18 protein-coding genes are annotated in these 23,096 nt (G+C 57.6%); 6 read left to right on the forward strand and 12 right to left on the reverse strand.

What is annotated here, in order from left to right; all coding sequences use genetic code 11:
* The first annotated feature begins 17 nt into the window (after positions 1 to 17).
* Positions 18 to 1,358, forward strand: coding sequence for a tetratricopeptide repeat protein (locus GOW98_RS20420; RefSeq protein WP_170335504.1), 1,341 nt, complete (start codon positions 18 to 20; stop codon positions 1,356 to 1,358).
* 210 nt (positions 1,359 to 1,568) lie between these two features.
* A complete protein-coding gene (locus GOW98_RS20425) occupies positions 1,569 to 2,531 on the forward strand; it encodes an ion transporter (protein WP_217359666.1) in 963 nt (320 codons plus the stop codon).
* 118 nt (positions 2,532 to 2,649) lie between these two features.
* On the opposite strand, the gene GOW98_RS20430 is transcribed toward GOW98_RS20425, so the two are convergent.
* From GOW98_RS20430 to GOW98_RS20470, 9 genes are all read right to left on the reverse strand, one after another.
* Positions 2,650 to 3,657, reverse strand: coding sequence for a HupE/UreJ family protein (locus GOW98_RS20430; RefSeq protein ID WP_367646876.1), 1,008 nt, complete (start codon positions 3,655 to 3,657; stop codon positions 2,650 to 2,652).
* Entirely contained in the window at positions 3,654 to 4,496 is an 843-nt protein-coding gene (locus GOW98_RS20435) for a peptidyl-prolyl cis-trans isomerase (RefSeq protein ID WP_170335508.1), read from the reverse strand. The genes GOW98_RS20430 and GOW98_RS20435 overlap by 4 nt, the downstream gene beginning before the upstream one ends.
* 57 nt (positions 4,497 to 4,553) lie before the next feature.
* Positions 4,554 to 5,342: a DUF3604 domain-containing protein gene (locus tag GOW98_RS20440; RefSeq protein ID WP_170335510.1), complete on the reverse strand. Its 789-nt coding sequence runs from the start codon at positions 5,340 to 5,342 to the stop codon at positions 4,554 to 4,556.
* Between the two features lie 234 nt (positions 5,343 to 5,576).
* Positions 5,577 to 6,515: a carbamate kinase gene (gene arcC / locus GOW98_RS20445; protein ID WP_170335513.1), complete on the reverse strand. Its 939-nt coding sequence runs from the start codon at positions 6,513 to 6,515 to the stop codon at positions 5,577 to 5,579.
* Between the two features lie 3 nt (positions 6,516 to 6,518).
* Complete coding sequence (argF, locus tag GOW98_RS20450) at positions 6,519 to 7,517, reverse strand: ornithine carbamoyltransferase (RefSeq protein WP_170335515.1); 999 nt, start codon at positions 7,515 to 7,517, stop codon at positions 6,519 to 6,521.
* Between the two features lie 56 nt (positions 7,518 to 7,573).
* Complete coding sequence (locus tag GOW98_RS20455; RefSeq protein WP_170335517.1) at positions 7,574 to 8,800, reverse strand: arginine deiminase; 1,227 nt, start codon at positions 8,798 to 8,800, stop codon at positions 7,574 to 7,576.
* The gene (locus GOW98_RS20460) at positions 8,797 to 10,170 is read right to left on the reverse strand and encodes an amino acid permease (protein WP_170335519.1); all 1,374 of its coding nucleotides are present in this window, start codon (positions 10,168 to 10,170) and stop codon (positions 8,797 to 8,799) included. The genes GOW98_RS20455 and GOW98_RS20460 overlap by 4 nt, the downstream gene beginning before the upstream one ends.
* Positions 10,171 to 10,179: 9 nt before the next feature.
* A complete protein-coding gene (locus GOW98_RS20465; protein ID WP_170335521.1) occupies positions 10,180 to 11,667 on the reverse strand; it encodes a YfcC family protein in 1,488 nt (495 codons plus the stop codon).
* Between the two features lie 176 nt (positions 11,668 to 11,843).
* Positions 11,844 to 12,785, reverse strand: a complete 942-nt coding sequence (locus GOW98_RS20470; RefSeq protein ID WP_254438095.1) for a GlxA family transcriptional regulator — start codon at positions 12,783 to 12,785, stop codon at positions 11,844 to 11,846.
* A 113-nt stretch (positions 12,786 to 12,898) separates the two neighbouring features.
* Between GOW98_RS20470 and GOW98_RS20475 the strand changes: the two genes are divergently transcribed.
* The 4 genes from GOW98_RS20475 (at position 12,899) to GOW98_RS20490 (ending at position 19,045) form a co-directional block, all read left to right on the forward strand.
* Complete coding sequence (locus tag GOW98_RS20475) at positions 12,899 to 14,845, forward strand: acetoacetate--CoA ligase (protein ID WP_170335523.1); 1,947 nt, start codon at positions 12,899 to 12,901, stop codon at positions 14,843 to 14,845.
* Positions 14,846 to 14,861: 16 nt separating this feature from the next.
* Entirely contained in the window at positions 14,862 to 15,791 is a 930-nt protein-coding gene (locus GOW98_RS20480) for a 3-keto-5-aminohexanoate cleavage protein (RefSeq protein WP_170335525.1), read from the forward strand.
* Positions 15,788 to 17,218 (forward strand): carnitine 3-dehydrogenase, encoded by a 1,431-nt coding sequence (locus GOW98_RS20485; protein ID WP_170335527.1) that lies wholly within the window; start codon positions 15,788 to 15,790, stop codon positions 17,216 to 17,218. Before GOW98_RS20480 ends, GOW98_RS20485 begins: the two co-directional genes overlap by 4 nt.
* Before the next feature lie 135 nt (positions 17,219 to 17,353).
* The gene (locus GOW98_RS20490) at positions 17,354 to 19,045 is read left to right on the forward strand and encodes a BCCT family transporter (protein WP_170335529.1); all 1,692 of its coding nucleotides are present in this window, start codon (positions 17,354 to 17,356) and stop codon (positions 19,043 to 19,045) included.
* A 251-nt stretch (positions 19,046 to 19,296) separates the two neighbouring features.
* On the opposite strand, the gene GOW98_RS20495 is transcribed toward GOW98_RS20490, so the two are convergent.
* The 3 genes from GOW98_RS20495 to GOW98_RS20505 form a co-directional block, all read right to left on the reverse strand.
* Positions 19,297 to 19,893, reverse strand: coding sequence for a TetR/AcrR family transcriptional regulator (locus GOW98_RS20495; protein ID WP_170335531.1), 597 nt, complete (start codon positions 19,891 to 19,893; stop codon positions 19,297 to 19,299).
* Between the two features lie 328 nt (positions 19,894 to 20,221).
* Positions 20,222 to 22,396 carry a molybdopterin cofactor-binding domain-containing protein gene (locus GOW98_RS20500; protein ID WP_437436871.1) on the reverse strand — a complete coding sequence of 725 codons (2,175 nt, stop codon included), beginning with the start codon at positions 22,394 to 22,396 and terminating at the stop codon, positions 20,222 to 20,224.
* Positions 22,396 to 22,860 (reverse strand): (2Fe-2S)-binding protein, encoded by a 465-nt coding sequence (locus tag GOW98_RS20505; protein WP_170335535.1) that lies wholly within the window; start codon positions 22,858 to 22,860, stop codon positions 22,396 to 22,398. Before GOW98_RS20505 ends, GOW98_RS20500 begins: the two co-directional genes overlap by 1 nt.
* Between the last annotated feature and the right edge of the window lie 236 nt (positions 22,861 to 23,096).

The following is a 23,096-nucleotide window of genomic DNA, read 5'->3' on the forward strand; positions in this document are numbered from 1 at the left end:
AGAATGTGACAGTTTCTGTGAGCCAGTTTTCAGATCAACAAAAACGCGAAGCCCTCGCGCGCCTTTTGGATGATCCCCATTTGGAAGGTGCTGAGCGGCTGCGGGCGTTTTTGACATACATTGTCGAGGAAGAACTGGCCGGGAGAGGCGCGGAAATTCGCGGCAAAACCATTGCGCAGGATGTTTATGGCCGGGACCCGGCAGAAGGGGTAGATCCTGAGAATGTTGTCCGCGTTGATGCGCGGCGCCTTCGGCAGCTGCTGGAGTTGCACTACGAAGGTATCGGCAAGCACGACCCCATTCGTCTGCACATAGACACCGGCGGGTATCGTCCCCGGTTTGATATGGCTCCAGAAAACCGGGAAAAGCCTGAGCAGGCAAACGTCAGGAACCCTTGGCTGCCCTTTGCAGCATTCACTTTGGGTGGGGTCGTTGGCGCAATCTTGGCGGTTTACTTGGTTCAGAATGAGCCAGCCGTGGTTCAGGTGCCTGTGTCGGAAAACAACATTTCTTCCGACCCAAACTTAGTACAGCGTGCTGCTATCTATGAAAAGTCACCCGCGGCGCTACAAGCTTTCAATCTTGCCAATCAGGCGAGGTCGATGATTTTCCCGATCTTTGACCGCCCGCGCCAGCTACTTGTCCTGTCTGTATTCGAGCGCGTGATTGAATTGGACCCTGACTATTTTGGAGGTTACGCGGGTGCTGCACAGGCGTCGGCGACGCTGGCAGTTTTGTCCGCGCCATCTGACGAAAAGGACACCTATGCAAAGGCCGCCATGGAGTTCGCCGACGAGGCCGTAAGGCTTTCGCCAGATCAGGCCTGGAGCCAATCCGCTAAAAGTTGGGCTTACTTTGCGAACCGTGATTACGAAGCTGCCATCACGCTGGGCAGACGTGCGTCTAAACTGGATGCAACGGATGGTGCCGTTCTGGACTTTCTTGGTGCAGTAGCCCTGTTTTCTGGCGAATTTGAAGAGGCAGTCGAAATCGCGGATCGGCAATCTTTGCTTGGTTCGAGCAATCAGAGGTTTGCAAACCGAAATTTATCCGGAGCAGCACATTTCCATCTTGGCGACTACCATCAAACGATTGAAAGCTTCGAAGCTGCAAAACAATTCGGAGATCCTTTGAGTGCCCCATCGCTCGCGTACGCTACCGCCGCAATGTCAGCACTTGGCCTTGAAAAGGAGGCCCGCGCAAAGCTTGCCGAACTCGAACGAGCCTGGCCTGATGCGCCAGTTGATATGATGCTTAAGAACATTCATAGCGAAGAAGCAAACGCTGAAGCTGTAGTTCAACAGTTGACGCAATTGGGTTGGGAAAAACCCTCGAATTTGCGAAGCGACAATCAATAGTTGAGAATTCTCTGCTTGCCATGCATCTGATCAAAGAATGACTGATCTTGAATTTGAGCGATGAAGTATACGCCCGTGCGCCTGCATGAGGACCATTTCCTGTTTCAATATCCTGCTGCATGTGCCTTCTTTGGAGGGTAACTTTAACCGGGCGCAGCGTTGTTTTCGCAGGTTGCATTTCTCTTGACCCGGCTTGGATGACGTATTGCGATGAATAACATAACATCAGAGCACACGAGCTTGCGGGCGAAACTCTACTGGTGGTTAGAACGCCCTGATCGCAGTGCTACCGGTCCATGGCTGCTTGAGCTTTCCTTGATTCTTCTGATTTCGCTCAATGTAACGGCGGTCATTCTTGAGACGGTCGCATCCATTTACTCGCAGTGGCACACGGCCCTTGACCTGTTTGAGACGGTTTCGCTGGTTGTTTTCGTGGCAGAATATGCCGCGCGCCTGTGGGTTGCGCCGGAAGATCCGAATTACAAGTCCCGTTTGGCCTGGATCAGATCTCCACTGGCCGTGATTGATTTGTTGGCGATTTTACCAGCGCTGCTCTACCTGATTTTCCCGATGGACCTTCGCATCCTGCGAACATTCCGCATGCTGCGGCTGCTCAAGCTGACCCGATATTCGCCAGCGCTTGGGATGTTGTTTGCGGTATTCGAGGAAGAGGCGGGGTCTTTCTTTGCTGGCTTCTTCATTCTGATGGTCATGCTGATTTTTGCGGCCAGCGGGGCATGGATTGCAGAACATGACTCGCAACCCGAAGCCTTCGGCTCGATCCCTGCAGCCATGTGGTGGGCCATGGCGACGTTGACCACCGTGGGCTACGGCGACGTAACGCCGGTCACAGTGGCGGGAAAAGTGTTCGGTGCTGCGATTACAGTGATCGGTATCGGGATGGCTGCATTACCTGCAGGGATCATCGCCAGCGGTCTCAACGATCAGTTGCACCGGCGGCGGGCAAGGCTGGAACGTGAGTTTCGGGCAGCCCTTGAAGATGGCGGTATCTGCGAGGATGAAGAAAAGGAAATCGAGACGCTGAGAAAGCAACTGGGTCTTTCGCACCGCGCCGCAAATCACATTCGCGAACATATCCATTCCGAGACGCAATCAGAGACTGGCCGGTGCAAAACCTGCGGGCAATCCCTACCGATACCAGAAGAGAGGTAGGTCAAATTGTTTAGGCATCACTTAGTGTCGATATTAACTCAAGCGGGGCAATCCGCCTGTTTGATAAGGATGCCCCGAGGGATGCTGCGCGAGTGTGGACTGTTCGGATACGCGCGGATCAGAAAGACAAAATCCGCTCCACGAACCAAAAGGTTGCGACCGATCCGATCCCATAGCTGACGACGGTAGTCGTGATATCTCCGGGGCTGCGCCAGTGTGTGGCTAGGCGTGGCAGGGTAAAGCGCAGTGCCGTCGCGGCTGTCAGAACAACACCAACAAAGGCAAGTTGACCGGCCTCGACACCCAGATTGAAGGCAAGAAGGGCGGTGGCTATGTCCTGTTCCGGCAAGCCGATCTCGCGCAGGGCGCCAGCAAAGCCCAGCCCGTGCAACAGGCCGAAGGCAAACGCAATCAGCCATGGGTAGCGTTCGGACAGGCGGATATCACCGGCATTGGATTTGAGCGCCTCGACCGCCAGAAACACGATGGACAGCGCAATGATCGCCTCGACCGGAGGGCCGGGCGCAGAAAGATGCCCCAGTGCGGCCAGCGCCAGAGTGATGGAATGCGCGACGGTAAAGGCCGTGATCGCGCCGACCAGACGCCAGAAATCCCGGATCAATACCAGCAGGGCAAACACAAACAGAAGGTGATCCCACCCCTCAAGAATATGTTCAAAACCCAGCGCCAGATAGCTGCCGAAAATTCCCCAACCTCCTGCTTGCTCAGGGATCCGGTGGCCAGGTTGGTCAGGCGTCAAACGGATTGTGTCCGTCGCTCCGCTTTGCATCTGAAGACGCAAAAGAACATCCGTGCGCTGGCTGGAGAGGCCTTCGATAAACACCCTGCTGCCAGCCAACCCCTCGGGACAGTCCGCAACCCAAACTGAAATCCAGGCAGACCCGTCAAACAGGGGCTCGGGACCGGTTTGCGGTGTGCAATTGTCGGGAAGCTGCAGTGCAATGGTCATAGGCTGGCCCGCAACGTCTGGTTTGCGCCAGAAGACCTGCCAGGTTTGAGAGGTCAGCTGACGGATATCCGCAAATCCAGGCTCCAACGCGTGACCAAAGGCCTGAATGGCAGGCAGCAGAACCAGCAATAGGGCCAGCAGCAGGCGTTTCGTCACTGGTTCAGCCTCCGAGTGATGTCTTCCGGCGACGGCGTGATCAGGTCATATTTCTCCTTCAGCGTGTCGAACTGGGCCTCTGATAGATCGGATTTCAGATTACTTCGCCAATCGAACAGAACCTCTTCGCGGATGTCGTCAAAAGCAGGGAGATGGGCCGGTTCACGGCTTTCGATCCACACCAGGTGATAGCCAAAACCGGACGGGACTGGGCCGACCCATTGGCCCTCGGGCATTTCAATCAGCGCGGCATGGAACCCGCGCCCCATTGTTGCATCAACCTTCTGCGGTGAGCTGAGCGGTAATGCGTTCGGTAGCATGCTCGGCCCAGCAAACAGTGCCGGGTCTGCGCCCCCGTTCAAAGCATCCAACACCTCGTTGATCCGTTCGGCATCGGGTGACGGACCCATCGCAACTTGTTGAAACGCCACCCTCTCGGGACGCAGGAAACGTGCGCTGTTTTCCGCCAGATGTGCCTGTAGGGTGGCGTCATCCGGTTCCGAGGCCTGAGCCAGTGAAAGGGTTAGAAACTCCATCTTTTGAGCTAGCCGGCTGCGGATTATGCTGTCGCCCCAATCAAGACCAAGTGCGCGCGCTTCGCGGACCAGAACCTCTTGCCGCAGAAACGCCTCTTGTAGTTCCTCCAGTTCTTGCGGCGTGGGCGGGCGTTGCCACGTGGACTGAAACTGGTCGATAAGGCGGTTGATGTCTTGCATATCGACAACAATCTGATCTCCGCTGGCGGGTTCGGATTGCGATGGATTGAGGTAACTGAACCAGCCGAAGATCGCGACTCCCAGCAGGAAAAAGTGGAATAGTGGCTCTTTGAGAATGGACATGCGGAACCGTGTTTTGAGTTGAGGCTTGGGCAGATGAAACTCATCCACCCGCACGGGTTAACTTTGAGTGTACGAGATGGGCGACGTATAGGCGCGGTCCTGCACCGAAGTCGGAATGTCGTCCGGAACCGAGACTCCAAAAACCTTGGCATCATAAGTTGTCCAGCGCGGCGTCGGAATCTCGGTTACCCGTACGTAATAAAAGGCGTGTTGGTCCGGGTCGAAGTCAGTATCCGACCAAAAGACCTCGAGCATCGGTGCGCCAATCGCATTGGCGTAGGTGGCATTTTCCGGATCGACTGTGTTGCCGACGGGAGCATCGCAGCGATGATCCGCAGCCGGGCCGCGATTGCCTGCGCCGGTGATCGCCTCTTTCATGCGGATGGGGTCGTTGGTGGGCTCCAGAGCGGAAACCTTGCCAAAGAAATTGTCCTCGGTCGATGTCGCAAGACCGGTGTGACTGTCGCTTGACCCAAGCATCCCGAATTTGAACGGGTTCTCGCCCAGATCGTTCTGATAGGCCAGCCCCCGTTTCAGCGCTTTGCGCGCATATTCGCGCGGTAGCATCTCGGGGGTTTTGAGCTGGGTTCCAAAGCTGCCCTTGTCCCAGGTTTCGAAATCCGCGAAGGCATCGTCGGGGGACAGGGTGGCCAGAGCAAGACCGGCATCGGCCGAATAAGCCGTTTGCAGGTGCGTGTCGCCGAACAACACCTGATTGGGAAAATCGTGATCCAAATAGGGCGAATACCCGGCGCTTTCCGGCGGAACCTGGATAAATTCCTGAGCAGTAACCGGCGAAAGCGCAAGAACAAAGGGGACGGTCTTCAGTATAAGTTTTCGACACATTTTGGCCTCCGCTGTCTAGATGTAAGCGCGCTGCACAAGAACACCGCGCTTAACATCTGATCTCTTTGTTATTCGCATGTTAGAATGAACTTAGCACTCTAATACAATGCGCCATTTCCAGCAGCGGTCGAGATTTGTAGCATAGCCTTGGTCGTTTTGTTCCTGCAAACGGTCCTGCAGAACGATCAGGTACCGCTTTTCAGCTTCTGAAGATGAAGGTCCTTTGCGCCTCTATCAATGGAAGAGCGTATCCCCAGCATCCATTGAGATGGTGGTGCCCTTTTCCCCTCGAACCGCTGCGGGGACATCGGCAAGAGCGCAGATAATAGACCGGCCACCCGTTGCTCGTACGAAATCCTGCGCGGCTTGCACTTTCGGACCCATGGAACCTGCTGGAAAATCGTAAGCGTCCAAGGCGTCCGGCGTAATTGACCGGATGCCTTTCTGGTCGGGCAACCCCCAGTTCAGGAATACGGCCTCGGCATCTGTTGCGATAACAAAGAAATCGGCGCCAAGGTTCTGCGCCAGCAGGCAGGACGCGAAGTCTTTATCGATGACGGCTTCGACGCCCACAAGTTTCCGATCGGCTTCCTTGTCATACATCGTCGGAATGCCACCGCCGCCGGCGGCAATCACCGTGGCGCCTTTTTCCAGAATCCAGCGTATTGGCTCGACCTGAAAGATGCGTTTTGGCCGGGGCGAGGGTACTACACGGCGCCAATACCCCCCGTCCGGTTTAACCGTCCAGCCTTTCTCAGCGGCTTCATTTTTGGCATCGGCCTCGGAATAGACCTGACCAATAAACTTGGTTGGATTGTCGAAGGCGGGATCGTTGGGGTCGACCTCGATCATCGTCAGCAGGGTGGCGATGTGGTGCTCGAAGGGCAGGATGTTTCCCAGCTCCTGTTCGATCATATAGCCGATCATGCCCATGGTTTCACCAACCAGAACGTCCAGAGGATATTCCTCGACATCAGTGTACATGATTTCCTGCAGGGCCAGCATCCCGACCTGCGGGCCATTGCCGTGGGTGATAACGGTCTCATACGCTTCGCACAGCGGGGCGAGGGCTTTGGCGGCAATCTTCGCATTCTTGCGTTGGTTGTCCGCCGTCATCTCCTCACCCCGTTTCAGAAGCGCGTTGCCGCCGAGGGCTACAACAACGCGTCCCATGGATCACGCCCCCAGCGTGGCGACAAGGATCGCCTTGATGGTGTGCATCCGGTTTTCGGCCTGCTCGAACGCGATGTTCATGTCGCTTTCGAAAACCTCCTCGGTCACTTCCATTTCTGTGATGCCAAACTGTTCGTGGATGTCCTGGCCGACCTTGGTTTCCAGATTGTGGAAAGCGGGCAGGCAGTGCATGAACTTGACGCCGGGGTTTCCGGTGTTCTTCATCATGTCCATGTTGACCTGATAGGGGCTTAGCAGATTGATCCGCTCGGCCCAGACTTCTTTGGGTTCACCCATCGAGACCCAGACATCGGTATGGATGAAATCCGCACCTTCGACGGCCGAGGTGTCGTCGGTGATCGTCACCCGCGCGCCCGATTTCGCCGCGCGTTCCATGGCCAGTTCCCGCACATCGTCATGGGGTTGTGTTTCTTTGGGTGAAATCATGCGGACGTCACAGCCCATGATTGCGCCCAGCATCAGCAGCGAGTTGCCCATGTTCGAGCGGCAATCGCCTGAGTAGGCATAGACGATGTCCTTGCGGGGCTTGTCGGCGTGCTCGATCATGGTCTGCATGTCGGCCAGCATCTGGGTCGGATGCCAGTCGTCGGTCAGGCCGTTATAGACCGGAACACCGGCGTAGTCCGACAGGGTTTCAACCATGTCCTGACCAGCACCACGGAACTCGATCCCGTCGAACATGCGGCCCAGCACGCGAGCGGTGTCCTTCATGGATTCCTTGTGGCCGATCTGCGATCCCGACGGATCGAGATAGGTGATGTTCGCGCCCTGATCGTATGCCGCCACTTCGAACGCACAGCGGGTGCGGGTCGAGGTTTTCTCGAAGATCAGACAGATGTTCTTACCCTTCAGCGACTGTTGTTCTGCTCGGGCGTATTTCGCGCGTTTCAGGTCGCGGGCCAGATCCAGCAGGTACAGCATTTCACGCTGGCTGAAATCGGCGATTTTCAGATAGCTGCGGCCTTTGAGGTTGAATGCCATTTTGTTTCTCCATAACAAAAAGTCCTTGGGCGCAGGGGGCTGCGCCCTTTGTAAATTCAATAGGCGGGGTCGCGGTCGATCGGGCAGGTCATACAGTGCCCGCCACCGCGTCCGCGCCCCAGCTCCTGACCCGAGATTTCGATGACTTCGATCCCAGCCGCGCGCATCTTGCCGTTTGTGAACGTGTTGCGCGCATAGCCCACCACCACACCGGGTGAGAGGGCCACGACGTTGTTGCCGTCGTCCCATTGCTCGCGCTCGGCCTGGAATTCATTGCCCCCGGTCGAGATGACATCCAGCGAGTTTAGCCCCAATGCTTCTTGGTAGACATCGAACAGATGTCCTTTTTCCACACGGATATCCAAATCTCCGCGATCGCCGGGGCGGATCGAGATGCAGGTGATTTGATCGGCGACCTCTTTGAACGCGGTCACCTTGTCGTGGTCGAGGCAGGTAAAGACCGTATCCAGATGCATTGCCGCGCGGCTTTTCGGCATTGCACAGGCCACCACACGTTCGGCCCCGCCCTTGCGGAACAAGGCTTCGGCAACTTGGGCCACCGCTTGCCGCGTGGTGCGCTCACCCATGCCGATGAAAACAGTGCCATTGCCGACCGGCTGCACGTCACCACCTTCGACTGAAGCGAGCCCGAAATCCCCGTCGCTGTCGCCCCACCAGAACTCGAACTCGGCGTCCTTGAACATCTTGTGGTGTCGGTAGACGGTCCGCATGATCAGGGTTTCCGGCTTGCGCGCGGGCCAATACATCGGGTTCGTTGTAACGCCGTTGAAGATCCAGCAGGACGGATCGCGCTGGAACTGTGCATTGGGAATGGCGGGCAGGATGAAGTCACCAAGCGTCACCAGATCGCCAAACTGCTCATCGATCATGCCTTTCGGCAGGTCGGCGAAGATGATCCCGCCCAGCATGTGCCGTGCCAGCAATTTGGCGTCCATTTCATCCAACCACGCGCGCATCTCGACCGAAAAGCCAAGTCCGACCATATTCGGGGTGATCAGGCGGTCCAGCAGGAAGGCGCGCGCTGCCGGGTCCGTTGCAATCGCGTCCGCCAGCAGATCCTGAATATCATACACCTCAACCCCGCGTTCGCGCATCAGCGAGCAGAATTCGGCATGGTCCTTGCGGGCTTGTTCAACCCAGATGACGTCGTCGAACAAAAGCTCTTCGCAATTGCGCGGTGTCAGGCGGTCATGCGCCAGCGACGGGCGCGACACGATCACTTTATTGAGCTTTCCGATCTCGGAATGAACGCCAAATTTCATGGCAAATCTCCTTTCGAGGCATCATTTTTCTGAATGTCTTCCGCTTCTCTGGCCTGGTTCCATCGAACCCAGACGTGGATCGGCACACCGGCCAGTAACAGGACCGTGCCGATCAATACCGTTTCAGCGCCTGACCCGATGAAGGCCCAGACCGAATAGATGAACCCCAGCGCGCCAAGCACGACCACTTTGACCAGTTCAGGGCCGCGCAGCAGCTCACCGCCTTTCAGACGGATCATGATCTCGGCAACGGAACATATAGCGTAGGGAAGAAGGCTTGCCACGACCGCCAGCAGAATGACGAAATTGAACGCAGCGACGAGGCCTTGGGCGTAGTTCAGAATGATTAGAACCGAGGCCAGCACGTTTGATAGGATCAGCGCGTTGGCAGGCGTTCCGAACTTTGACTTCTGCGCAAACGTGGCGGGGAAGACCCGATCTAGCGCAGCGCCATACGGAACCTGGCCGCTGAGCAATGTGAACCCATTGAGGGTGCCGAATGTCGAGATCACCGCTCCGCAAGCTATGAGAATTGCCCCGAATGGGCCAAACATGACCTCTGCGACCGCCGCCAGAGGGGCTGACGATTCCGCGAGGAGATGTGGAGGAAGAACCCCCATCGAAACGGCGGTGACCGAGATATAGACCGCCGCGGCGATGATCACGCCGATGACGGTGGCGCGGGGGATAGTCTTTTCCGGCTCGACCACATCGCCCGAGGGCACGGTTGCGGATTCCAGCCCCAGATAAGCCCAGAGTGTCAAAGCCGCCGCCGCCGAGATTGCCGAAAAAGCCGTTGTTCCGCTGTGATTGATCGGAGTGTAGTTCGCGGGCTCGATCCAGAAAACGCCCAGAATGCCGATCAGAAGCAAGGGCGCGAGCTTCAGAACTGTGGTCACGACCTGCACCGCTCCGGCACCTTCGACGCCGCGAATGTTGATCAGCGTCAGCGACCAGATCGCGACCAGCGCGGTGGCCAGCCCGTACATTGGCACTTCGACGATGATCGGGAACAGGAATCCCAGATATCCCACAAGGGCGACCGCCACAGCCGCGTTTCCGGTCCAAAGCGCGATCCAATACCCCCACGCGATAATGAACCCGGCGAAATCCCCGAAGGCCTCTTGCGAATAGGCATAAGGCCCGCCGGGCTTCGAGACGACGCGTGACAACCGCCCGAAAATGATCGCCAGCACAAGCGCACCAGCCGAGGTCAGAACCCATCCGCCGATTGCAATCGGGCCAAGCGGGGACAGCGAGGCTGGCAGCAAAAACACTCCGGACCCGATCATGTTCCCCACGACCAAGGCGATACATGCGGTCAGCCCGAGGGCGCCAGATGTCGTCTTGGCTGAGGATTGATCGGTCATGGCGAAACCTCAGTTCGCTGTGCTTTCCGAGGTTTCAGTCGCGGGCCCGTCTATGCCCGGGTCGACCATCGCGCCGACCGTCAACGCTGCGCAGATGATCACAGCCAGAATGAGCAGCAGCGGGAATACGAAACGCAGCCAACGGTCATAGGACACGCGCCCGATGGCCAAGCCTCCCATTACGACTGCAAAGGTTGGGTTAAACAGGTTTACCCATCCGTTTGCCGATTGATACGCCGTTACAACCAAATCACGCCCGACACCCGCAAAATCGGCCAGCGGCGCCATGATCGGCATCGACAGCGTCGCCAGCCCCGAGGACGAGGGGACAAGGAACGACATCAGGATCTGAATGCCAAACATGGCATTGATAAAGGCGAACTCGCTGAGCCCCGAGACGAACCCCTCGGCGCTGGCCAGGATCGTGTCCGTGATCTTGCCTGCATCCATGATGACGACCACACCGCGGGCCACACCGATGATCAGCGCAACGGCCAGCAGATCGCGGGCGCCATCAACGAAGGTGTCGACAAAGGTCGCCTCATCCATGCGCGACCCTTCGTCCAGTTTGCCGACCCACCAGACGATGATCGCCATGACGAGAAACAGGCCCGACATTTCAGCCATCCACCACCCCAGCGCGACCACGCCATAGATCATGATGGCGAAGGTCAGACCGAACAGCATCAAGATGACCGACCGGATGCGGGTCATCTCGGGGAAGGCGTCGTCGTCTTGGGACCCTTTAAGGAAATGGGTCCGATTGGATTCAGCCTGATCCGCCACCACGGACAGCGAGGGATCGGCCTTGACCCGAGACGCATAGCGCATGACGAACGCGATCCCGGCCAGAAGGCACAAGGCAAGGATGATGAATCGCAGGACGATCCCGTTGGTGAAGGGAATTCCCGCACCTTGCGAGGCCACGACGGTCGCAAACGCGTTGAAGGTCGAACCCAGAGTGCCAATGCCCGCGCCCAGCATGATCACGGCGACTCCGGTCAATGAATCATAGCCCGCCCGGATGAACACCGGAATGATCAGCGCGTAGAAGGCCAGAGACTCTTCGGCCATGCCATAGCTGGTTCCACCAAAGGCGAAGGCTGTCATCAGGATCGGGATCATCAGGATCTCTCGCCCCGCAAGCCGGTGCAGCAACCACCCGATTCCCGCATCGATCGCGCCCGTTTTGGTTACAACCATGAGGAACCCGCCGATAATCAAAACAAAAAATGCCACATCGATCGCCGCGCTGGACGAACTGCCCAGAAGGCCCGGGTCATACATTCCGGCGATGGGGGCCAAAATGACCGAGGTGATGCCCTGCGGGTTCGCCTCAACTTCGTGATAGGTGCCCGGAACCGGCGCCTCGCTGCCAAGCGCCTCATTCATCTGACGCTCGTATTCACCCGCAGGGATAACCCAAGTCAGGGCTGCGACGACAGCAATCAGGATGAACAGGATCGTGAAAGCAGTAGGGAATTTGAACTTCGACATAGGAAACTCTCCCTGCTTGGGTGTTATGCGATCATTTTTCAAACATTCGAATTTTATGTTCTCAATTTAATACTAAAATGACAGTTTTCTATTCACGTCAACTGTTTGTAAGGCTGACGTGGGAGTAGTTTGACGGCCGCGACCTCAGTCTTGTGCCCGACCAGTAGGACGGCGCGTTACGACCGAAAGGTGCTGATCGGCTTGCCGAACACTTTGGTAAATGAACGACCCAGTGCTGACGCGCAGGAAAAACCGCATCTCAGGGCGATCTGCTCGGTGCTCAACCGCGTTTCTTGCGCCAGATATCGTGCGTGTTGCAGGCGATAGAGCTTGTAGTATTTCCCGGTCGTCATCCCCAGCTCTTGCGCGAACGCCCGGTTCAGCGTCCGTTCAGACAATGAAACACGTTCGGCCAATTCAAACGTGGTCAGGGGGCGCTCGACATTCTCGGCGATGATGTTGAGTGCGTTGAGCAGTTTGGGCGATCCGCGGTCGCGCAGCCAGGCCGCGCCGCGCTGTTGTTCTTTTTGGCGGGCCGGATCAAAGAGGAACATGCTCGACGCATCAAATGCCGCGGCCGGACCAAACGTGTCCTGTATCAGTTCCAGAACCATCTCCAACGCGGTACTGGCCCCGCCGCATGTCAAGAACGGCCCCGACCGCACAAACCGCGCATTGGACACATCAACTTTCGGAAAGGCCTCTTCGAACGCATCCAGTTCCTGCCAGTGAATGGTTGCGCTGTGACCGTCCAGAACCCCGGCCTCGGCCAGCAACCACGACGCCGTATCCAGCGCCAGCACGCGTCGCGCGTTCCGGGACGCCACCCGGATCAGCGAGACCAGTTCCCGGGTGATCTGTTCGCGCACGCTGTAGCCCGCCACGATGACTAGTGTGCCTTTGGCCTGTTCGGGGTCAAACCGTCTGTCCGGCGACAGTTTCAGCTTGCTGGAACTGGTGACGGTCCGGCCATTCAGGGTTGTCACTTCCCAATCCAGACTGGCGAACATCGCGCGCATTTTGACGTCGCGCAGGGGTTCCAGCGCACTCGCCAGAACCATGTTTGAAAACCCGTCCAGTAACAGGAATTCGAATCTTTCATGCGAAACTGACGACAAAAGTATTCCTCCTGACGAGAACTGTATCGTTTTGGCCAGAGAGTTGAAAGTAACTTCGCGTCACTTCGTCACCTGACGACTCACCCCTTTCGCCGAGTGGAGGCCGTTTCACCATGCTGGATGCTGACCTTCTCTGGACACCCAGTGCCGAACACATTTCGCAGACCCGGCTTGCCGCGTTCCGCGACCTTGCAAGCCAGCGGGCAGGAGAGTCGCTCGACACCCATGTCGATCTGCACCGGTGGTCGGTGGATCAGACCGATGCATTCTGGCGTCTGGCATGGGAGTTCTGCGGTCTGGTCGGTGAGGCCGGGGATACAACGCTGATCCCTGACGCCGATCCTCTGAATGTCCGGTTCTTCCCCAAGGCGCGCCTGAACATTGTAGAGACCTTCCTGAAGAACCCCGACGACCGGGACGCTATCATCTTTTACGGCGAAGATGGCCGCCGCCTACGGTGGAGCCGCGCTGAGTTGAAGTACGAGGTTGAGCGTCTGACGGTGGCCCTGCAAGACGCGGGCATCGTAGCCGGCGATCACGTTGTGGGCTACGTTCCGAACATGCCGCAGACCGTGGCGGCCATGCTGGCCACGGCGTCACTGGGGGCTGTGTGGTCCTCTTGTGCGCCGGAAAGCGGGCCGGATGTGGTTGTGGACCGGTTTGGTCAGATCGCACCCAAGCTGATGTTCGCGGCGGACGGCTATTTCTACAATGGCAAGGTCTTTGATACCCGTGAGGCCATCGCGACAGTTTCATCGCGCGTGCCGACGATCGAACAGGTCATCGTCTGGCCCTATGCACAGGACGGTGCCGACCTGCCCGAGGGTATGACCGCCTATGACAGCTTCATACTGGCTGAGGCCCCGGCACTGGAGTGCCGCCCGATGGGGTTCCGCGATCCGCTTTACGTGATGTTCTCGTCCGGCACGACCGGCAAACCGAAATGTATCGAACATTCGGGCGGAGGAACCTTGCTGCGTATGCTGGTCGAGCAGCAATTGCATTGCGATCTGCGCGCTGGCGACCGGATGTTCTATTACACCACCTGCAACTGGATGATGTGGAACTGGCAGGTTGCCGCGCTGGCCTCCGAGGCCGCGATCATCCTGTTTGACGGCAACCCGGCTTATCCGGGCATCACCCGCCTGCTCGATCTAGTCGAGGCAGAGCAGGTCACCCATTTCGGAATCTCAGCGAAATTCATTGATGCCGCGCTCAAACGCGGTGTTCGGCCGGTCGACAGCCACTCTCTTCCCTTCCTTCGTGTTGTGCTGTCGACCGGCTCTCCCTTATCGCCGGACGGGTTTGAATATGTGTATCGGGACTGGAAAGCGGATGTGCAGCTGTCCTCGATCTGCGGGGGCACGGATATTCTGGGCTGCTTCATCGGTGGCTGTCCGACATTGCCGGTGCATAAGGGCGAGATTCAGGCGCCAATGCTGGGGCTGGACGTCGCCACGCTGGACACTGACGGCAACCCGGTGGCAGGCGCGGCAGGTGAGCTGGTGTGCCGCAATGCGCATCCGTCGATGCCGACCCGTTTCCTGAACGATCCGGGGCAGACGCGTTATCGCTCCAGCTATTTCGAGACCTACCCGAATATCTGGCGTCAGGGCGATTTTACCATCCAGACAGGCCAAGGCGGCTATGTCGTTCTGGGCCGGTCGGATGCGACGCTGAACCCCGGCGGTATCCGGATCGGCACGGCCGAGATTTACCGGCAGTTGGACAAGATCGAACAGGTCGAGGACTCGGTCGTTGTTGGCCAGAATATCAATAACGATGTGCGTGTCGTTCTGTTCGTGACCACCCCTGAAGATGTGACGCTGGATGGCGATCTGATCGCGCGGATCAAGTCGGATATCCGCACCAATGCCTCACCACGGCACGTTCCGGCGAAAATTATCAAAGTCGCGGATATCCCGCGTACGAAATCCGGCAAAACCGCCGAACTGGCCGTTCGGGATGCCGTCAACAATCAACCCATCCGTGACCTGACCGGCCTGATCAATCCCGGCGCGCTGGCGCAGTTCACCGACCACCCTGACCTTAAATGCTGATCGAAGGATACTCATCATGCCTCTCGCAATGAATCGTGAAGTTTTCATCACCTGCGCCGTCACCGGTTCGGGTGGTACGCAGGACAAATCTCCGCACGTGCCGCGGTCACCCGAGCAGATCGCGAACTCGGCCATCGACGCGGCCAAGGCGGGTGCTGCCGTTGTTCACTGCCACGTGCGTGACTCTGAAACCGGCGCGCCTTCGCGTGATCTGGGCCTGTATCGCGAGTTGACCGAGCGTGTTCGCGACGCCGAGGTCGACGTGGTTCTGAACCTGACCGCCGGCATGGGCGGTGACATCGTGTTCGGCTCGACCGAGAGCCCGTTCCCGGTTAACGCAGCTGCGACCGACATGATCGGCGCGACCGAGCGGATGGCGCATATCGCTGAGTGTCTGCCCGAGATCTGCACCCTGGACTGCGGCACCATGAACTTTGCCGAGGCCGATTATGTGATGACCAACACTCCCGGCATGCTGCGGGCGATGGGTCAGATGATGACCGATCTGGGTGTGAAGCCTGAAATCGAAGCCTTCGACACCGGCCACCTGTGGTTCGCCAAGCAACTGGTGAAGGAAGGCATCCTGGAGCCCAACGCGCTGGTTCAGCTGTGCATGGGTGTTCCGTGGGGTGCTCCGAACGACATCAACACCCTGATGGCGATGGTCAACGCGGTTCCGTCCGACTGGACCTGGTCGGCCTTCTCGCTGGGCCGCGACCAGATGCCGTACGCGGCACAAGCGGTTCTGGCAGGCGGCAACGTCCGCGTCGGTCTGGAAGACAACCTGTTCCTGGACAAAGGTGTTCTGGCCACCAACGCACAACTGGTCGAGCGCGCCGTGACTGTGATCGAGAACATGGGCGCCAAGATCATCGGACCCGACGCCGTACGCGAAAAGCTGGGTCTGATCAAGCGCGCACCCGTTGCAACAGGCGCCGCAGCATGAGCGCCCCGCAAAAAGCAACCATCGTCGGCGGTGGCGTAATCGGCGGGGGCTGGGTTGCCCGGTTCCTGCTGAACGGCTGGAACGTATCGGTTATTGACCCCGATCCCGAAGCGGAACGCAAGATTGGCGAAGTGCTGGCCAACGCGCGCCGCGCCCTACCTGCGCTCTATGACAAGGCGATGCCCGCCGAGGGGACCCTGACCTTTCATGATGATATGGCCGAGGCTTTGACCGGTGCTGCATGGGTTCAGGAAAGCGTACCCGAGCGTCTGGACCTCAAGCACAAGATCCACGCACAGATCGACGAATTTTCACCTGCGGATGCGGTGATCGGGTCCTCGACCTCGGGGTTCAAACCGTCCGAGCTGAACGAACACGGCGGTCGTGTTGTCGTGGCGCACCCGTTCAACCCGGTCTACCTGCTGCCGTTGGCGGAATTGGTGGGCGACGCGGACACCTGCGCCAAGGCGTCGGACATTCTGCGCTCGATCGGGATGTACCCGCTGACCGTCCGCAAAGAGATCGACGCCCATATCGGCGACCGTCTGCTGGAAGCCGTCTGGCGCGAAGGGCTGTGGCTGATCAAGGACGGCATCTGCACCACCGAAGAGCTGGACGAAGTCATCCGCATGGGCTTTGGCCTGCGTTGGGCGCAGATGGGCCTGTTTGAAACCTACCGGATCGCCGGTGGTGAGGCAGGCATGAAGCACTTCATGGCGCAGTTCGGTCCGGCCCTGCAGTGGCCCTGGACCAAGCTGATGGACGTGCCCGAGTTCACCGACGAGTTGGTTGACCTGATCGCCGGTCAATCGGATGCGCAATCCGGCCACATGTCGATCCGCGAACTGGAACGGCTGCGTGATGACAACCTGATCGGCATGATGCGCGCGCTGAAGAAAACCGGCAGCGGCGCGGGCGGCGTGCTGAACACGCACGAAGCCACCATGCCCGAACCGGCGGTTGATGATCTGCCCGTCACCGTGGACCGTACCATCCCGCAAAGCTGGACCGACTATAACGGCCACATGAACGAGGCCCACTACCTTGCGGCCTCGGCTCAGGCGACTGATCGTTTCATGGAGATGATCGGTGCGGATGCGGACTATGTCGCGGCAGGCAACAGCTATTTCACCGTCGAAAACCACATGCAGTTCCTGGACGAACTGCACGCGGGCGACCGGCTGAAAATCACCACGCATGTGTTGCAGGGTGAGGGCAAGAAAATGCAGCTGTTCCATTGCCTCTATGGCGAGAACGGCCAACTGGCCGCCACTGTCGAGACCCTGTTGATCCACATGGACCTGAACGCGCGCAAGACGTCGCTGCCGTCCGAGGCCGTGGCTGCAAATCTCGCAACCTACGCACAGGAGCACGCAAAACTGCCAGCGCCTCAGGGCGTCGGTCGTCACGTGGGCCTGAAGGGCTAAGAAACGCATGTGCCGCCTCTTCCTCTCCCCGATTTTGAGACGGCATTCACTGGCGGATCGGGTCAACAGAACCCGATCCGTTTTTTAGGAGAACCTGTTCACCACGGCATAGCTTGGTCAGAAAGGGAGGGCTCGATGGACGAGCAACATCAAAACTCACATCTTGTGGCGAAGGAGGGGTTCTTCACCGGCCTTCACCCGGGAATGGGCATTGCGGCGAAAGGCATGATCGCCGCCTTTGTCATTTTCACGGTTATGAACGTGGAATTTGCAGGCGGTCTGTATAAATCAATCCGTAGCTGGATCGAAAACGGCCTGAGCTTTTACTACATCACTCTGTTTGCCATCGCGTTCTTTTTCTGTCTCTGGCTGATGTTCTCGAAATTCGGAACCCTGCGTCTGGGTGACGATGACTCGCGCCCCGAGTTTGGCAACTTCAGCTGGGTCGCCATGCTGTTCTCGGCCGGTATCGGTATCGGTATCCTGTTCTTCGGGGTGGCGGAACCGATCTTCTATTTCGACAACTCTCAGGTCTGGGGCTATCCGAATAACCCCCACGCCGATCTGGCGGGCCACACCGAAATGGATATGCAGCGCGCCATTGACGCGATGCGTGTCACCTATTTCCACTGGGGTCTGCACGGATGGGCGCTCTATGTTCTGGTGGGCCTGAGCCTCGCCTATTTCGGTTTTCGCAAGAAACTGCCGCTGACCATGCGCTCGGCTCTGTACCCGCTTATCGGTGAACGCATTTACGGCCCCTGGGGTCACGCTGTGGACCTGCTGGCGGTGTTCGGTTCGGTCTTCGGGATTGCCACCTCGCTGGGCCTTGGGTCCAGCCAGATGGTGACGGGCCTCAACGTGCTGTTTGGCATAGAAGGGTCGACGGCGCTGCAGATCGGTCTGATCGTTCTGGTCAGCATCATCGCCATCTTCTCGACCGTATCGGGCGTGGGCAAGGGCATCCGTATCATTTCGGAGTGGAACATCTGGCTGTCGATCCTGCTGCTGGCGATGTTTGTCATCATCGGTCCGTTCCAATGGCTGATGGGCTTTTTCGTGACGTCCATGGGCGACTACATGTGGAACTTTGTCCCGATGGGCTTCTGGGCGGCATCCTCTGACGAGCACATCGCCTGGCAGGGTGGCTGGACCATCTTCTACTGGGGCTGGTGGATCGCATGGGCACCAATGGTCGGCATGTTCATCGCGCGTATCTCGCGCGGGCGTACCATCCGTGAGTTCATGGTGGGCGTGCTGTTTGTACCGACCGTTATGGTGTTCTTCTGGCTGTGCATGTTCGGCGGCAACGCCATTTGGCAAGAGCTGCACATGGGCGCGGGTCCGGCTTCGGAAAATGGTGCAGGTGTGGTCGAAACAGTGCGGAACTGGGATCTGCCAGCTGCGTTGTACGGGACCATCGGAAATCTGGGTGCCACCTCGTGGATGGGCGCTCTGGATTGGATGGCGTGGCCGATGTCGGCTCTGGCAACCATCCTGCTGTTCTCGTGGTTCGTGACTTCGGCGGATTCGGGCACTCTGGTCATCACCACCATGCTTTCGATGGGGGACGACAACCCACCGAAAAAGTTCCGCATCATCTGGGGTGTCGGGATCGGTGCCACCGCGATTGCCTTGCTGTTGGCAGGCGGTCTGAGCGCATTGCAGACAGCCTCGATCGCTGCGGCCTTCCCGATCTCATTCGTGCTGATCGCAATGGTCTGGGGCCTGATGAAGTCGCTGAACGACGATCCGTCGGCCGCTCCGATCCAGACACAGAGTGTTGCGCCTGACGGAACAAGGCTGAAACAAGACCTTCACGCGTAAAAGCCTGAAGAATTATTCAACTCCACTGGGCGGTTTCGCCCAGTGGCCCAAAGCAAAGATCTGACCCATCGGGATGGCCACAATCACCGAACGGTCCGTTTTTTGCTGCCCATGAATTTTGAACAAGCTGGATCGCATCTCCAGCCTTTGTGCCACGATCTGTCACGGATTAGGAGCGAAACCGATTGGTTTACAAACCCTCTATGGAAAGTCGAGGCTTTTGCCTGAGGCCCGGTTTTCCGTCAGTGCGTTTATTTTTCTTCGCCTGCAACGTAGTGCGAAATAAACATGTCCACACAGTCTTCCATGATGCCGACTGTATCCTGACGTTCGCCAAGCAAATACACCGGCCAAAAGAAAAAGGTCTTGACCAACGCCAGAAGTTGGCTGGCCGCATACGAGGGATCAGCTTTGCGAATGGTCCCGGCTTCCATGGCATCGGCGATGAGCTGAGTTATGGGGTAATCATGACACATCAGCTCGGCGTAGAAGGCCTTTGAGCGATCAAGGTCCCGAAGAAGTTCCGCATTGACCATGCGGTTCAATCCCAAGGTTTCGTTGTCTGTAATAACCACAACGTATTTCTCAAGCGCGTCTACAAGTTGTTCTTTCAGGTCGCGATCAGGATCATAGGGAACTGGCGCCATGACTCTGTTTCTGTCGATCATGATTTGGGCAATCGCCTCAAACAACGCATCCTTGCTTTCGAAGTGGTTATACAGCGTTCGGCTCGACACACCGGCGCGTTTTGCAATTCTTGTCGTATTGGCACCATGAAACCCATGCTCGCGGAATTCTTTGACCGCGGCTTCAATGATGTTTTGTCTTTTTATTTCTGTCAGCTTCATTTGGCGGCCTGGAGGATGCGCTTGTATTTGCTGTCACCATGCGCCGATTACGTGAAGTGCGCAACTCCCTGATACACTGTATGGAAACGACTAACCGTAAAGTCTCTTGTTGACTGACGTACGGGTCTAAGCTGCGTAAATGATACTGGCAGTGGAGTAAGTCGCATCAATGCGGCATACGTATCCTTGCAGCTACCTGACAGTCGGGAATCACCTCACAGCAGTGCGCGTGGTGCCTGTTGCTGCACTTTGACTGTCGCGCGTGCTGGGAGCGCGAATGGCCCCCAGCACTTTCGATTTGGGCGTGGCTGCTGAAACCTACCAGAGGTTACAGAAATTCAACGCCGTTGTTGATCATCGGCAAGGCGGTGACGCGTGGGCCGTTTGCGGCGATGGCATTGGCCAGAGCGGGGGCGGACGGGGGTGTGCCCGGCTCACCTACCCCCGAAGGCGCTTCGGCCGACGGCACGATATGAACGTCGATCGCTGCGATGTCGCCAATCCGAAGGGGTTCGTAGTCGGGGAAATTGGATTGATCCACGACTCCATCCGTCAGAGTAATTTCGTTACGCATGGCGTGGCCCAAACCGTACCCGATACCGCCTTCCATCTGAGCTTTGACGACGTCCGGGTTGACGGCGAGGCCGCAATCTACGGCGCAGGTCACGCGCTCGACCTGAATGCCGTTTTCAGCCGTGCCTGAGACTTCGACAACTTCAGCCACATAGGAGCCAAAGCTTTTGTGAACGGCCAGTCCCTGGCTGCGGCCCGCAGCTGCCTGTCCCCAATTTGCTTTTTCGGCAGCCAGTTTCAGAACCCTGGCAAGACGCACCTGATCCTTGTCGCCACCCTCCAGCAGCTCCAGGCGGAATTCTAGCGGATCACGCCCTGCTGCTTTGGCAACAACGTCGATCATGCTCTCCATGACATAAGCTGTGTGTGTATGCCCAACCGAACGCCACCACAGAACAGTTGTGGTTTTGGGCGCGTCGCTTAGACCGACATACAAGTTGGGAACCATGTAGTGTGTATCGTTCACACCTTCGACCGAGGTGGCATCAATCCCGTCCTTGATGACGAAGTCCTCAAAAACGGTGCCTTTGATCAACGATTGCGCCGCAATACGGTGATCCCAACCCAGGACGTTGCCTTCGGCATCAAGTCCGACCTTGACGCGGTGCGCGACGGCGGGACGATAGAAACCCGCGGTGATGTCGTCTTCACGCGACCAGACCAGTTTGACCGGACGGGTTCGATCAGTTGCGGCAAAGGCGAGCGCGGCTTCGACTTGATAGTCACTGTCTGATGTGGTGCGGCGACCGAAAGAGCCACCTGCCAGTGTGACGTTGATTTTGATTTTCTCCCACGGCAGTCCCAGCGCCTGAGACAGCGAATTATGGACGATTGTGGTGCCTTGGGCCGCATCGTGGAGAATAACGCCGCCATCTTCGCCGGGCTCGATGATGCAGTTCAGCGGCTCCATCGGCGCATGGGCCAGCAGCGGGAAGTAGAAGGTTTCTTCAACTACCGTCGTCGCCTCGTCGATTTTGGAAGTCGCACCGCCCGCATCACCGGTAACATCATATGTTGGTTTAGCATCCAAAAGCGCCATCATTTCGGATTGAATTTGGTCCGAACTGCGAGTTTCGGCCTCGGAATCGTCCCAAGTGACTTCAATCGCGTTGCGGGCTTGGAAGGCAGCCCATGTGTTTTCGGCGTAGATAGCGACCGAATTGATCGCAGGCAGTGCTTCAGCACCTATGAAACCGCGAATGCCTTCTGCTCCGCTTGCATCAAAATCGACAAGCTTTCCACCCATGCGCGGGCTGCGCAGAACCGTTGCAAAAATCTGGTTGTCCAGATGCAGGTCCATCGCGAATTTCGCGCTGCCGTTGGTTTTGGCGGCGCCATCCTTTCGGCGCAGGTCAGAGCGACCGATCAGTTTGAATTCGGACGGATCTTTGAGTTTCGGCTCGGCGGGCGCATCAAGTTGAGACGCCGCGACCACATAGTCGCCCAACGGAGCAACGTGGCCTGCTCCTGCAATGGTGCCGTTTTCGATGCTCAGGTCAGCGGCAGAAACACCCCAGTCACTTGCGGCGGCATTGATCAGCATGTCACGGGCGGCAGCACCTGCGGTGCGATACTGAACATATGAGTTTGCTATCGCGGTCGAGCCACCAGTACCCTGAAGCGTGCCCAGATGCAGGTTGTTATATAACTGCGGGTTGGATGGCGCGAATTCGAAATCGATCTGGTCCATCTGAACGCCCAATTCTTCGGCGATCAGTGTTGTCAGGCCCGTGGCCGCACCCTGACCAATTTCTGCGTGCTTAACGATTGCCGTCACGCGGCCATTTGTAGCCAGTTTGAGGAACGGGTTCATGACAGCCGGTTCGGCACCTGCGGCTACTGCACCATTCGGATGAACGCCAACGGCCAGAACGGCACCTGCGGCAGCGGCTGATTTCAGAAAACCTCGACGGGAAAGAGTCGTCATGATCAGGCCTCCAGAATTTCTGATGCGCGCTGGACGGCGGCGCGGATACGTTGGTAGGTGGCACAACGGCAGGCGTTGCCTTGCATATAGTCGTTGATCTCTTCAATGGTTGGCTTGGCGTTTTCGCTCAGCAGGCCAACGGCCGACATGATCTGTCCCGACTGGCAGTATCCGCATTGCGCTACGTCCAGCTCGACCCAGGCTTGCTGAACCGCGGCGCCAACCTTGTCTTCCGCGATGGCTTCGATTGTCGAGACTTCAGCGTCTTCAACGTCTTCGATGAAGGTCTGGCACGAGCGCACGGGCTCTCCGTTCAAATGCACAGTGCAGGCCCCGCACGAAGCTACACCGCAGCCGAATTTTGTACCGGTCATCTTCAGTTCGTCCCGGATTACCCACAACAAAGGTGTCCCGGCTTCGGCTTCAACCTCTTGGGTTGCGCCGTTGATTTTCAATGAATAGGCCATAAGCCACTCTCCCCTCTGCCAAAGGTGTCGCGTTTCTGGGAACCCTGCAGACGAATCGTGCAAGGCCTGGATATCGAACTCCTGCCAAGCACCGAGCGAACGACCAATCCATCCTCACGAGGATTCGTCGGATTGTTCGGGAGATGTGCAAAAGAACATTTAAATGTTTACTATTGGGTTTCGCCCATTTTGTAAACTTTTAGTTGTACTATTTTACGCGCATGCTGTGATGCTCT

It is taken from the genome of Ruegeria arenilitoris (assembly GCF_013032445.1).
In the GTDB taxonomy this organism is placed as follows: domain Bacteria; phylum Pseudomonadota; class Alphaproteobacteria; order Rhodobacterales; family Rhodobacteraceae; genus Ruegeria; species Ruegeria arenilitoris_F.